Source organism: Pseudomonas sp. Cab53 (assembly GCF_018325965.1).
In the GTDB taxonomy this organism is placed as follows: domain Bacteria; phylum Pseudomonadota; class Gammaproteobacteria; order Pseudomonadales; family Pseudomonadaceae; genus Aquipseudomonas; species Aquipseudomonas chlororaphis_E.
The window spans coordinates 706,088-719,953 of record NZ_AP021902.1; the positions used below are offsets into that span (position 1 = coordinate 706,088).

Below are 13,866 nucleotides of genomic sequence, written 5' to 3' on the forward strand. Positions count from 1 at the left end.
CCCGGCCGCTTCATGGGGCGGTTTTCTTCAAGGTAAACCGGCGCATGCGGTGGGCCTCCAGGTGCTTTTTCATCAAGGTCCGCTTGGCCTCGAATTCGCGCCTGTCCAGTTGCAGGAAGGCCCGTTGCTGGACGATCGTTGCCGAGCGTTTCTCCCATTGCCAGAACAGGAACCGGCTGCGCCTGGTTTCAACCTTCAGTTCGAGTTTGTAAAGGGCGATGTTCAGGTGGCCCTGTGCGTCGTATCGCGCCGGGATGACCTGGAAGGTTTCTCCCTGGCGGGTTTCGCCATCGAAGGATGACAGGGCCCCGTGATCGGACTGCAAGTTGTCCAGCGTGTCGATCATCGCATTCGCCTGGCGTACATCTTTCATCGCGGCCGCGCTCTGTACCAGGAAGTCCGCCACGGAACCGGCGACGACATGGGCCGTGCGGGTGTTGATGGCGTCGCCGTACAGCGACCACCCGAGGAACCAGAGGGTGCGCACGTATTCTTCGAACCAGTCTTTGGCGGCGAGATAGCGGTGGTGGGCCAGGTCCGCCGATTTCGTCGCGATATTGTGGCAGTCGGCAAGGTCATCGTGCTCTTGCAGGTGCAAAGCGCCGATATAAGAAAATAAGTTCGGGCCTGTGACCAGTCCCGAGAAAGTTGCAGGGCTCATGAAGTTTGCTCCAGTACAAATAACAACGTGAGTAGGTTGCGATGTTTTTTATAGCGCAGCCTTCGCATTGTTTGAATCGATGGGAGGGTTTTATTTGAGAGTAAATATGAGCGGTCAAAATAATAATTGATCTACATACGTTGTAATCAGCTGGAGTTGTGGTTTTTTAAATGACTGAACTAGATTGTCGCTGAACCGCAGGAGCGGTCATCAACTCAATAAGGATATTGTATGAATACGTTGGAAAGTGAACTCGACATTGCCCACAGCATTGAATTGATCAGGGGCCGCTTGAACCGGCGCAAACCCCTGGCTTCCACCAGCCGACGCATGCGTCGCAGCGTCGGCGTGCAGCACGATGACAACCCGACCCGGGCGCTGGATGCGCTGATGCTGGGCGACGCGCTGCTGGGCTATGGCCACAACATGTCGCTCAACAACATGGCGATCATGGAGAACCTGATGACCATGGCAATCATGGAAGCCAACTATGAAGTCCCCACCGGCAAGAACACCCTGGCCTGGTATGACGCTTTCATCCAGTGCCTGCGCGACCTCGGCTGCTTCATCGCCGATGACGGCTATACCCGCTACTCCGAGCGTTCGACCCGGGTGGACATCGATTACGTGATCAGCGATATCGTCAAGGGCATCATCGATGGCGTGAAGGCCAGCGTCCCGGCGGTCTCGGTGCTCGGTGCCGTGGTGGACACCACCCTCGAAGGCCTGAAGAAAGACGACAAGACCCTTGCCTTGTACAACGGCCAGGTCAAGACCGCCGAAGGCGCGCGCTTGTCGGTCATCCCCTGCGAACAATTGGCCAATGGCGTGCTCATTGCCTCGTCGACGTCGATACGCCAGCACGGCACTTCCAGCAACGGCGGTGTTCTTTTTGTGAATTGGCAGGCTTCGGCGCGGGATATTTTTCGCGGCAAGTCGTTCGTGACATTCAATCCGGCCCGCTATGAAGAGTTTCGGGGCGAGATCGAAGAGTACCTTGGCGAACATCGTCGGCAAGTCTTGCGTCAACGGTTCAGTCGGCGCCGGTTGGCCTGATCATCCTCGCACTTCATAACTAACAGTTTTGCGTCGGCCTTGAATAACCGCTTGTTCATGCAGGCGGTTGTTCAATGGCGTCTGGCCGTGGATGAACGATACAGGGAAGTATTTACTTTATGAGTGGCGCCAATGATTCAATGGCCGAGGATTTTGTCAGTTTCCTGAATGTGTTCAAGTTGAAAGACCTTGAACATGCCTTGGCGGCCTACCAGGGCACCGATCAATATGATGCCGTGTTGCGTTATTACACCGGTTGCATCGCTTCGCTGGACAGCCCGCAGATGCTCGAGCCCTTGGGGTTGCTCAAGCAGGCGCTGGGCGCGTTGGGCGGCAACCGTCGCCAGCGCCGGGCCTCGGAGCCGTCGCCGCCGGCGGGCGCGGATGAAAACCTCGACAGCCTGACGCACATCTACCGCCGTGTGGAAGGGTTCGAGGCGCGCCTGAACAGCAGCCTGGAACAGTTGAAACAGCCCGCCACCGAGGTGCCGAAGCACCTGCATTTTGCCTGGCTGGGGGGCGGCGTCGGTGCCATCCAGCGCGACTACATCAACCTCTGGCAGCAGGTGATGGCGCCCCAGGGGCACTCGCTCAGGCTCTGGTACGACAGCGATGCACTGCTGGCCTATGAAACCAACCGGATCATCGTCGAAGCGGCCAAGGCCCATGCCATGCTCGATGGTGGGGACGTCATTACCGATGCGATCAAACTGGGTGATCGCTATGAAGAACGCGCCATCGTCCTCAAGCAGCAGATGTACGCACATATCACCCAAGCGGTGGCAAAGGGCGGCAGCGCCGACGCTGCGCGCATCGATTTGCTGGTTCGCGCCTACGGCCAGGATGAAGCACGACTGCGTGCCTTGAAGCGGGCCAATCAACAGAGTGTCGCGGCTTTGGGCGAAAGCGGCGTGATCTTGCGTGACCTGGGCAGTGGTGAGGTGTCGCTGCAACTGCAAGGGCTCTACCAGCGCGAGATCAGCCTGCGCGGCAATTTCGCGGCAGCCTCCGATATCGTGCGGGTCGAGGCGTTGTTCATCGAAGGGGGGCGCTACGCCGACGTCGATAGCCTGCCGCCGCTGCTGGACTCACTCGGCGAGGTGGACATCCGGGCGTTCAAGACTGACGCGCGCCTGGGGGTGTTGCAACTGTTGCTGGATCGCAACCCCGAGTGGATGCCGGGCCGCCAGGCCATACGCGATCGTTACACCGGCTATTCCAACCAGATTCCGGCGCAGCACCGTGCCGCACTGGAACGGTTTGCCGCCAGCCGACCCGAGCTCAAGCAGGTGTTCCGCGCTCCGCTGGAGCGCCTGGCGCCCCTGGACGGGCTGCGGGCGGTCGCCCAGCGACACACCCTGAGCAATGCGTTCCTGATGGCCCACCCTGGCTCGGCCATGCTCGAAGCGGTGATCGAGCGGTTCCGGCTCAACTATGAAATCGTCGAGGCCACCGCGCGCCTGGCCGATGAACAGAACACCGGCCTGACCGATGTCGAGGGCTTGATCGCACTGGCGACCCAGGTCGCGACACAAGTGTTCGGCCCCTTGCATGAGCTGACGGCGGAAGATGAGTTGGCGGTGTCGCTCCTGGCTCACGCCGCCGCCACCTACTACAGCGATGGTCTCCGCCCGCAGAGCGAGGTGACGATCTACCTCACCGGACCAGCCGCCATGCGCGACGGCATGGCGGACTACGAGCGAGCTAACCTGACCCCGCGAACGGCCCTGGAGTGGCGCAGGCAGATGACCATCGACGCCGCCGACACGGTCAACCTGGCCACCGAGGAAGAGCTGGACCATTCCTGGAAAGAGAACCAGAACGACACCGTGCAATGGCTTGCCGATGAACAACAGCGCTGGCAGGACGGGCGATTCAAGGCCCGCTATCAGGGGGACCTCAAGCAACTGCTGCAGCACCGGACGCTGGAGTTCGACGATGGCTGGCCGCTGGTCGAGGGCCGGCACGTGTTATCGACCGAGTTGTTGCAGCACCTGGCCGATGAGCTGGGCGAGCCGTTCGTGAACAGGCTGAGCCAGGGCTATGACGGCGCGGTGACGTTCAACAAGGCCATCCCCCTTAGTTTCGATGAGCGCCAGGCGATCCGGGCCCAGGACGCGGGTGTATTGCCCCCCGCCTCGTTGGGCGATTCGCAGACCCGCCAGTTGTCCATCGACGAACTGCTGGCGCGGTTTGCCAAAGGAGCTTTCGAATTCGCCCAGTTGAGCCCGCTGCAACGCTTGCAGCTCGGTGCATTGGTGGGGGCCAAATCCCTGGACAACCGCAGCTTCGACGCGCTGCGGCCGCAGGTCGAGAACCTGGCCAACAGCCTCGTCGAACTGGGCACCGCCGGCCGTTACGCGACGATCGAGCGCCTGCTGTACCAGCACCAGGCGCCGGCATTTCTGGCCGGGCTGGGCCACCCGGTGGATCCGCCGGCCCATGGTGAAACGGCCTTGGACTTGAAGAAAAACGCCCTGGAGCAACCGATGACGTTGCACCAGTGGGGCCGCCTGGCGGCACGGATCCAGCAGGTGGCCAAGCTGGAATATCGCGATCGGATCGCCGAGCGCCTGGGCAACGTCCTCGATGTTTTCGACAACGCCGCGATCAAGCTCGTGCCTCAGGACCTGCTGCTCCAGGGCTCGGGCGATCGGGTGGGCGGGCGGTGCTACCCCTTGGCCCTGGCCATGGCTGCCGCCCTGACAGAAGGCGCGTCGGCGGCCTATACCTTGCGCGGGCGGTTCTACCTCGGGGTGCTCGAACCCGAGGGCAGCGACTCGGTGACCTTCCTCAACAGCCTGGAGTCCTTGCGCGACGTACAGGTCGGCGACGTCGGCAGCGCCCTGGCGCGTTCGAGCCTGGACGAGGTGGTGCGGATCCTCAAGGCCCGCACCGCCACCAGCACGTTGATGCTCAATTCCGATAATCACGCGATGCTGGTGGCCAAAACCTTCGAGGGTGAGCAAGGCACTTATCACTTCTACGATCCCAATTTTGGCGTGTTCGAGTTCGAGCACCCGGCGCGGTTCGGGCAGGCGTTGAACCGGTTCTTCGTCCAACAGGGCATGGCCGGCCAATACGCGGCCTATGGCGATGCGGCATTGCCGACGTTCGACCTGATCGAGCTGGACGGCGCCCGGGTGTCCAGGCTGGCATTGCCGGGGGCGGTGCGAGTCGTCGACCTGCTGCAACCGGGCGGCTTGCCGGAGCAGTCGAAACCCCCGGTCAGGCAGCGGCTGGCCTCGGCCCGTGGGCAGTCGCTGATGAGCAACCCGCGCCTGGGCAGTTGCCTGTTGGCGCTGGACGGTCACGGCTGGGCGCGGCAGATGGCACAGGTGACGTCCGACCTGCGGCAGGCCAATCGATTGGCGCCCGGGCTGGTGCCGCTGTTCGACACCCTGGAGGTGACGACGGTGGGCGCCTATCGCATGAGTTTCATCGATCCGTCGAGCGCCGAGCACCTGGTGCAGGTCCGCACGGAGGACGCTCGCCTGCCGCGGATCAAACAGTATCTGGCGGAATGTTTTACCTCCCTGGCCAACCGGCCCGCCGTGCCGGTCGATCCCACCGAAGTGGGCGGCGTCCACACCCTGAACGCCGGCTTCGCCGTGCAGGCGCTGATGAACGCGCTGAGGGCCCAGGAAGGGCCCGACCGGCCGCTGTCCCTGGCGGTTCGCCTGCATGCCTATGTCAACTATGCGCAACTGGTGCACGGTAATGTGGCTGACATCGCCGGCCTCGTCGGCCTGGTCCGGCAGGCACTGGCCGAGGATCGGTTGATCGCCGACACCGTGGCGCCTGTGGTCAAGGCCGCCGTGGGCGGCAGCATCAGTGAAGCGACCAGTGGGCTGCTGCAACTGGCGAATGTCGGCTTCGACATCTACCAGTTGGTCACCGCCCAGGACGAGGTGGCCCGTGCCCAGTTCGGCACGCAACTGGCGTTCGACTCCGCCGGGCTGCTGTTGTCGGTGGGGGCTTATGCCGCCGGTGCCACCGCTGGCGCGGTGCTCGGTGGCACCGCCGTCATCCTGGGTGGCCTGGCGGTGGGCGTGGCCGCACTGGCCCAGGGCTTCGCCGGCATTGCCGAAGAGGCCCGGCAGGTCGGGCTGTTTTTCGATGACGTGGCGAAGGCCCATCTCCAGGCCTATCGGTACGAGGCGACCCACCGTGCCTGGCTGCCGCGGGCGTCGCTGATCGTCCAGGCGCTGGACCTGGCGAGCGGCGAACTGAGGCTGGACGGCCCGAAACTGTACCCGCTGCGAGACCATTTCGGTGTGCCGACGTTTGATGCCGATTACGCGCGGGCGATCGACATTCGCCGAGAACTGGCACTGCCGGAGCGCGTCCCGTTCACGGTGCCGGCCGGACAAGCCCTGGTCCTGCCGTGCACGCCGCAAACTTGCTACGGCTATGAATACAAGGCGCTGCCTTTCGCCACGCTGCGCCATGACCTCGGGTTCGATGTGGCGCGGCGCCTGGAGAAAAAGAACGCTGAGGGGCAATGGCTGTTCCTGTTTTCCTTCTATTCGTTTCCCAGCGAGTACATCCTCCATCGCCTGACGGTGCCGGCCTACCGGCCTACGGTGATCGACGTGCTGCTCGACGCCGTCGAGCGCTCGCTGGCGGTGCCGGTCATCCCGCCGGCCTGGCGCGACACTGTGACCTACCGGATCCAGGGGGGCGGCCAGCGGTGTACCGTGGCGCTCAATCCCGGCGTGATCCTGACCCTCGAGTCGCCAGGGGCCCGCACCTCGAGTTGGGTGCTCGAGGCAGTCTGGGCCGAGGAAAGCGACGTACGCATCGAGCCTTCCGGGAAACTGTTCGTGGGGGGCGTATCGGTCACGTTCTCCGGGGCCGGTCGTCACCAGACGTTGCTGCGACTGCGCAACGACCAGGTGTTCCAGTTTGTGCTGGGCGAGCGTGAACTGGCCTTGGTGGAACAGGACGTGCCGCCGGGCATGGACCGGCAGGCGTTGCAGGCGCACCTCAAGGCCATGGCCCGCGCCCATCGCCTGGTGATGCCGTACACGCAGGTGCGCCATTACCCGATTCCGTTCGAGAAACCCGACGAACCGCGCACCACCACGGCCTGGTACGACGCAGGGCAGGACCGTTTCCTCTACATCCGCGACGAGGATGTGCTGGAGGCCGAGGACGCGTTGCTGGGCGCGGTGGCAGGCGGCTACGCCTGGTTCTACGAGCCGGAGAACTTCCTAATATGGCAGGTCGATGCCGCGACCGGGCTGCTCAGCCACCGGTATCGTTTGCTGGTCAATACCGGCGTGGCCGCCGGCGCCATGCGGATCACCCGCATCGAGGCTGACGCCCAGGGGGTGATTCACGTGGAGCAGCAAATCACCCGCCAGGACCGGGCCAGCGATGTGCTGGTCTATGTGATTCATGACGGGCAACTGGTGCTGAGCTCGATCATCCGCGACCGGGACAACGAACTGGAAGCGCTGCTCAGCGCCCGTGACACGCTGGCCGACTGGTCGCAGGTGCTCGGCAGCTATCACGCCTTCGCGCCGGACAACGGTGACCAAGCATTCGTGAATGTCGACTGGCAGCCGGCGGCGTTCGTGTCGGTGTGCTGGAAAATCCGCACCCATTGGCGCGACATGGCCTGGGTGCGCCGCAGCGACCGGTTGATCATCCGTCCCTCGACGAGCCCCGGGCACCGCTATCGCGGCTGGAACGACTCGATCAAGCACATGACCGACATGACCCTGCTCACGCCGGCCGGCGACGATGACGTGTTTGTCATCTACTACGCGCTCGACCAGACGCTGTGCCGCCAGCAGCGCTCGGCGACGGGGCAGTGGTCGCAGGCCTGGATACAGCCGGAAAACCTCGAACATGTCGTCGCCGTCGAGAGCGGCTACGTGGCGCTGACCTCGCAGGGCCTGTTCTTCAACCTGACGGAACAGGGCCAACTGGCGTTGGGCGGTGTCAGCGATACGTGGCTCAAGGACCACCCGCGTTGGTGGCAGGCCTTGGCGCCGCTGGCCCGGCACTACGCGGCCGAACGCCTGGCCATCGTCGGGTTGCGCAACGCCAGCGGCGACGCGGCGTTGTGCGCCTGGTACCTCGCTGGTCGGCTGGTGCTGGCCGATCTGGGCTCGGGCCGGGAGGTGCGCCTGTTGGGCATGACCCCGGACAGCGAGGCGGCCTGGTTATTCGACGTGGCCAGTGGTGAAGTCCAGCGCCAGGGCTTTATCGACCCGCAGGGCCTGGAGGTCGCATTTGCCGAAGGGACGAAGCTGTTGCAGGCGGGCGCGCTGCCCGTGGCAACGCGCGAATGGGCGCCGTGTCAGTTTGCCGGGCTCACCGTCGAGGGAACGGGGTTGCGGGGTGTCACATTCGACGGCGTGGTGATGCGTTTGCGTGACCGGGAGCCGGCGATGATCTGCGGCGTCACCCAGGCCTGGGTCGCCACTCAGGTGGGCGAGCTGTCCGCAAACCTCAGGCGATTGGTGGACGGCCAGCCCCACGCCGCGCTGTTGTCGATCGAGACTGACGACAGCCTGAAGTGGCTGGTGGTTGAAACCGGCCGGATGATCCGCGTGCCGCGGGCCGCGATACCCGAGTCGTTTGCCGTGCTGGGCACTCGTCAGCGGCGCAACGTATTGCTGCACGAAGACAAGGATCGCCGGTTGTTGACCTATCCCGACCGGGCGAGCGCCGGGCCGCTCGATTATGTCCAGCGCAATGCCGAGGTGTTGGTTGTCGAGGGGGCGATGAAGGTCGATGAGGTTTTGCCGCTGTTGCCGGACGATGTCACTACCCTGGTCTTGCGCATGGGGCAGGGGGCGACCGGTTGCCGGTTGACCAAGGCGCTCTGGTTGAAACTCGAGTCAGTCATCCTCGACGGCTGGCATTTGCCGGATACCCCGGCGAAGCGTCCCGTCAGCCTGGTCTGGGAGGTGGATGAGCCGGACAGGCTGATGCTGAGCCTGGTCGAGGAACACCTGGTGATCATTGATCCGGACAGCGGGCACAGCGTGATCCTGCGTGACGCGAACGCTCGCGATGCCTCCGTGCGCAATAACCTGCAACTGGCGTTCGCAGAGGCGCGAAGGTATGCCGTCTCGACGTTGGTGCAGGTATTGCTCGCCTGGCGGGACCCCCAGGGCAGTGCAACGCTCAAGGCCCTGGCCAGCGCCTCGAAGGCGGTGGCCACTCACCCGGTGGATTGATCGCTTGCGCGGGCGCGGCCGTCAGGGGACCAGATAGCCCCTGACGCCGGTGAAGATAATCTGCGCGGCCAACGCACAAACGAACAAGCCCATCAGGCGGCTGACGATTTGCAGGCCCTGGTCGCCGAGGATCCGCTCGATGCGGCTGGACAGGTAAAGCACGACGCCGACGGTGAAACTCGCCAGGGCGATGCTGATGATGGCCATGAGTTTGTCGTCCCAGTGCGGCTGGCTCACGCCCATCACCAGCAGGGCGCCGATGGTGCCGGGGCCGACGGTCAATGGAATGGTCAGCGGGACGATGGTCACGTCCTGCTGGACATTGTCGGTCTGCACCGCCGATTTGCCCTGGGCCATGCCCAGCGCCGAGATGAACAGCACGCTGCCGGCGCCGATACGGAAGGCATCCACGGTGATGCCGAAGACACTGAAGATCACTCGCCCGAACAGGTACAGCAACACGCTGGACACCAACGTCGCGGTCGCGACCTTCCAGGCCAGGCGCCGCTGTTCCTTGCGCGAATAGCCACGCGTCAGGCCGATGAAGCACGAGAGCACGAAGAAGGGGCTGTAGAGCACCAGCATCTTCAGGTAAACGCTGAACAGCACGTGGAGCATGGTCGAGGCTCAGGCGAAGGGAGACGACGCGAGTCTAACAGGCGTTTTGCCGTCTGTCGGCTCAGGTCGTCTGCGCCGTGCGGTTCTGCTGGTCGCGCTGGGCCACCCAGTGCTCGATCAACTCGCGCAACTGCGACAGTTCCACCGGCTTGGCCATGTGCCCGTCCATCCCGGCCTGGCGCGCGCGTTCCTTGTGTTCGGCGAGGATGTGCGCGGTGAGCGCCACCACCGGCGTGCGGGTCCGCTGGTTGCCGACTTCCCAGGCGCGCAGCTGCTGGGTGGCGGAGAACCCGTCGAGGATCGGCATTTCGCAGTCCATCAGGACCAGGTCGTAGCGCTGCGCCTTCATGGCCTTGAGGGCTTCCTCGCCATTGCTGGCGGTGTCGGGTTGCAGGTTGAGCTTGCCGAGCATGCCCCGGATGACCTTGGTGGAAATACTGTTGTCCTCGGCCACCAGGATACGGAAGTCGCTGGGTACGATCACCGGCGCGGTAGGGCCGGTGTTGGCTGGCGGGTGCGTCGCCTGGCCCCGGTTGCGCTGGTTCAGTTCGTCGGCCAGGGTGGTCTTGAGGGTGTAGCCGGCCACCGGTTTGGCGAGGATGCGCTTGACCCCGCTGTTGCGCGCCACGATCTTGCTCGGTGCGTTGCTGATGCCGGTGAGCATGATCAGCAGGATGTCGTGGTTCAGGCTCGGGTCTTCCTTGATCTTGGCCGCCAGTTGCATGCCGGTCATGCCCGGCATGTTCTGGTCCAGCAGCACCACGTCGAAATAGTCGCGCAGGTGCGCCTTGGTGCGCAGCAGTGCCAGGGCTTCCTTGCCCGATGGCACGGCGCTGACGTTCAGGCCCCAGGCGCTGCACTGTTGCACCAGCACCTTGCGGCAGGTGTCGTTGTCGTCGACGATCAGCACCCGGGCCCCTTGCAGCGGGCCGTCGAGGTCGGACGTCGGGTGTTCGAGGCGATCAGGGTCCAGCGGCAAGGTCAGCCACAAGGTGCTGCCCTGGTTGCTGCCGCTTTTGATGCCGAACTCGCCGTGCATCAGGATGATCAACTGGCGCGCGATCACCAGGCCCAGGTTGCCGCCCAGGCGCGTGGCCGAGAGGAAGTTCTTGCTGTGCAATTCGGCGTGCATCAGCGTGTCGCGCTCTTGGGCGTCCATGGGCGAGCCGCTGTCTTGCACTGCAATGCGCAGGCGCGGTTGGTCGCTGCGCTCGTCGAGGGCCACGACGATCAAGACTTCGCCCTCGTCGGTCTTTTTCAAGGCGTTTTCCAACAGGCTCAGCAGCGCCTGGCGCAACCGCGTCGGGTCGCCGCTGATCACGCGTGGCACCTGGGGCTGGATGAAGCTGATCAGCTCGACATTCTGCTGTTCGGCCTTGGCGCGGAAGATGCTCAGGCAATCCTCGATCAGCGCGTTGAGGTCGAACTGCACGTCATCCAGTTCGATTTGCCCGGATTCGAGGCGGGAGATGTCGAGGATCTCGTTGATCAGGGTCAGCAGCTCGTTACCGGCGCTGTGGATCGTCTGCACGTAGTCGCGCTGCTTGACCGACAGCGGCGTGCCCAGCAGCAGCTCGGTCATGCCGAGCACGCCGTTCATGGGCGTGCGGATCTCGTGGCTGATCTTCGCCAGGAACTCGGCCTTGGCGTTGATCTCGGCGTTGCTGGCCGCCAGGTCGCGGCTGATGCTGAAGCGGCTTTCGTTGATCGAACGCTGGCGCTCGCCCAGGGCGACGCTCATCAACAGGCCGCTGATGCAGATGAAGACCAGCAGGGTGATGATCAGGCCCTGGGGCGGGACTTCCGTGAGCCCTTGCAGCGCCGGGAGGATGATCAGCGTGCCCAGGTTGAAGACCACCATGGCCGCGACGAACAGCCGGGCCGGCCGGTAGCCCTTCTGCCAGTGCCAGGCGCTGACGAACAGCATGCTCAGGCCGGCCAGGGCCACCAGCCCGTAGGTCATGATATTGAGCGGCAGCGTGTTGACGAACAGCAGCAACAGGCTGCACAGCACGGTGAACACGATGTCGCCCAGCAGCAGCCGATTCAACGGATGCGGCCCTAATGGGGCGAAGAACCGGTAGGCGAACATCAGCCCGCAAGGGGCGGTCAGCAGCAAGGCCAGGTAGGCCCCCGGGGTCTGGACCTCCGGCCAGTCCGGCAGCCACGGCCCGGCCAGGTTCAGCAACAGCAACAGGCTGAGCATCAGCAGGCCTTCGCACGCGGCCAGCCACAGGCAACTGCGCGAACGGGTGTAGGCGTACCGGGTGAGGTTATGCAGGATCAGCATGGCGATGCAGCCGAACAGCAAGCCATAGATCAGCGTCTGGTTCTGGTCGGCCGCGGCCAGGACGGCCGGTTGCAGGGTGACGTAGGGGCGCAGCTCATGGCGCGAAGCCAGGCGCAGGTAGACGTCCAGGGGCTTGTCGCTGTGGGGCAGCGCCAGCATGAAATCGCTGCTGGGCACCGGGTGTTCGTTGCGCGGCAGCTCATTGCCGGTGGTTTGTTGGTCCACCAGGGTGTCGCCGTCGAGCACGTAGAGATTGAGGCGCGACAGGTCGGGGGCGAAGACTCGCAGGATCTGTTCGTGCTTGTCGGGGGCCAGGCGGAAGCGCAGCCACAATGCCCCGCCGGCTTCGGCGGCCTTGAGGCGGTCGAGGTCGATGGGACTGAATTGATTGGTGTAGCGGGCAGAGCGGATGTCGCTCAGCTTGAGGTCGCCCTGTTCGTCGAGCAATACCGCCCATCCACTGCCTGGCGCGGCCTGGGCCGGGAGCATGCAGAGCAGTGTCAGCAGGGTGACGGTAAAGCCTATGGCAATCCTGAGCCAGCGCACGGCGAAATCCCTTCGTAGGTTGATGCCAGATTATAACTATGCGCGGCGCCGGAACAGTCCGGCAAGGGCCACAGACCCTTGCCGGACTCAATAGCCGGGTTATTCCAGATTTTCGCCACGCTCGCGGGCAATGGCACGGTAGCCAATGTCCTTGCGGTAGAAGCAACCTTCCCAGTCGATCTCGGCGGCCAGGCGGTAAGCCTGCTGCTGAGCGTCGTCGACACTGGCGCCCATGGCGGTGGCGCACAGGACGCGACCGCCGGCGGTGACCACCTGGCCATCCTTCAGCGCCGTGCCGGCGTGGAAGACCTTGCCTTCCAACCGGGCGGCGGCGTCCAGGCCCTGGATGGCGCTGCCCTTGGCGTAGTCGCCCGGGTAACCGCCGGCGGCCAGCACGACACCCACGCTCGGGCGTGGATCCCACTGGGCTTCGACCTTGTCCAGCGCCTGGGCCAGCGCGGCTTCGACCAGCAGCACCAGGCTCGATTGCAGGCGCAACATCACCGGTTGGGTCTCAGGATCGCCGAAACGGCAGTTGAATTCGATGACTTTTGGGTTACCAACCTTGTCGATCATCAGGCCGGCATAGAGGAAACCTGTGTAGACATTGCCTTCCTCGGCCATGCCGCGCACGGTCGGCCAGATCACCTGGTCCATGACGCGCTGGTGCACTTGGGCGGTGACCACCGGGGCCGGGGAGTAGGCGCCCATGCCGCCGGTATTCGGGCCGCTGTCGCCATCGCCGACACGCTTGTGGTCCTGGCTGGTGGCCATCGGCAAGACGTTCTTGCCGTCGACCATGACGATGAAGCTGGCCTCCTCGCCGTCGAGGAACTCCTCGATCACCACGCGGGAACCGGCGTCGCCGAAGGCGTTGCCGGCCAGCATGTCGCGCACGGCGTCTTCGGCTTCGCCCAGGGTCATGGCAACGATCACACCTTTACCGGCGGCCAGGCCATCGGCCTTGATCACGATCGGCGCGCCTTTCTCGCGCAGGTACGCCAGGGCCGGTTCGATCTCGGTGAAGTTCTGGTAGTCGGCGGTCGGGATCTTGTGACGCGCCAGGAAATCCTTGGTGAACGCTTTGGAGCCTTCCAGCTGGGCGGCGCCCGCGGTCGGGCCGAAGCAATCCAGGCCGCGAGCGCGGAACAGATCGACCACACCGGCAACCAGTGGCACTTCCGGGCCGACGATGGTCAGCGCGACGTTCTTCTCGGCGAAATCGGCCAGTTGTTCCAGGGCCAGCACGTCGATGGCGACGTTTTCGCACTTGGCTTCGATGGCGGTGCCGGCGTTGCCCGGCGCCACGAACACCTTCTGCACGCGGGGATCCTGGGCCACTTTCCAGGCCAGGGCGTGTTCACGGCCACCGCTGCCGATGATCAAAACATTCATTTCAAAAACCTCGGATGAAGCTGATTCTGTGGAGCACCGCAGAGATGCTTTTCTGTGGGAGCGGGCTTGCTCGCGAAAGCGATGTGTCAGTCAACTACAGC

6 protein-coding genes are annotated in these 13,866 nt (G+C 64.1%); 2 read left to right on the forward strand and 4 right to left on the reverse strand.

Going from position 1 to position 13,866, the window contains the following annotated elements; all coding sequences use genetic code 11:
* Window positions 1-10: 10 nt before the first annotated feature.
* Window positions 11-661, reverse strand: coding sequence for a hypothetical protein (locus KI241_RS03025; RefSeq protein WP_047736022.1), 651 nt, complete (start codon window positions 659-661; stop codon window positions 11-13).
* 231 nt (window positions 662-892) lie between these two features.
* On the opposite strand from KI241_RS03025, the gene KI241_RS03030 reads away from it, so the two are divergent.
* Both KI241_RS03030 and KI241_RS03035 read left to right on the forward strand, forming a co-directional pair.
* Complete coding sequence (locus tag KI241_RS03030) at window positions 893-1,717, forward strand: hypothetical protein (protein WP_042730477.1); 825 nt, start codon at window positions 893-895, stop codon at window positions 1,715-1,717.
* Window positions 1,718-1,836: 119 nt separating this feature from the next.
* Window positions 1,837-8,916, forward strand: coding sequence for a TcdA/TcdB pore-forming domain-containing protein (locus tag KI241_RS03035; RefSeq protein WP_212803346.1), 7,080 nt, complete (start codon window positions 1,837-1,839; stop codon window positions 8,914-8,916).
* Window positions 8,917-8,937: 21 nt separating this feature from the next.
* On the opposite strand, the gene KI241_RS03040 is transcribed toward KI241_RS03035, so the two are convergent.
* The 3 genes from KI241_RS03040 to purD all read right to left on the reverse strand — a co-directional run bounded on the left by KI241_RS03040 (window position 8,938) and on the right by purD (window position 13,765).
* Window positions 8,938-9,534: a MarC family protein gene (locus tag KI241_RS03040; RefSeq protein WP_014336378.1), complete on the reverse strand. Its 597-nt coding sequence runs from the start codon at window positions 9,532-9,534 to the stop codon at window positions 8,938-8,940.
* Between the two features lie 61 nt (window positions 9,535-9,595).
* A complete protein-coding gene (locus KI241_RS03045; protein ID WP_042729019.1) occupies window positions 9,596-12,370 on the reverse strand; it encodes a hybrid sensor histidine kinase/response regulator in 2,775 nt (924 codons plus the stop codon).
* Between the two features lie 99 nt (window positions 12,371-12,469).
* Window positions 12,470-13,765, reverse strand: coding sequence for a phosphoribosylamine--glycine ligase (gene purD, locus KI241_RS03050; RefSeq protein ID WP_212803347.1), 1,296 nt, complete (start codon window positions 13,763-13,765; stop codon window positions 12,470-12,472).
* Window positions 13,766-13,866: the final 101 nt, after the last annotated feature.

What these genes read in the sequence shown, in the direction of transcription:
- KI241_RS03030 (WP_042730477.1), top strand. Translation starts at nt 893, where the DNA reads ATGAATACGTTGGAAAGTGAACTCGACATTGCCCACAGCATTGAATTG.
- KI241_RS03025 (WP_047736022.1), bottom strand. Translation starts at nt 661, where the DNA reads ATGAGCCCTGCAACTTTCTCGGGACTGGTCACAGGCCCGAACTTATTT.
- purD (WP_212803347.1), bottom strand. Translation starts at nt 13,765, where the DNA reads ATGAATGTTTTGATCATCGGCAGCGGTGGCCGTGAACACGCCCTGGCC.
- KI241_RS03035 (WP_212803346.1), top strand. Translation starts at nt 1,837, where the DNA reads ATGAGTGGCGCCAATGATTCAATGGCCGAGGATTTTGTCAGTTTCCTG.
- KI241_RS03040 (WP_014336378.1), bottom strand. Translation starts at nt 9,534, where the DNA reads ATGCTCCACGTGCTGTTCAGCGTTTACCTGAAGATGCTGGTGCTCTAC.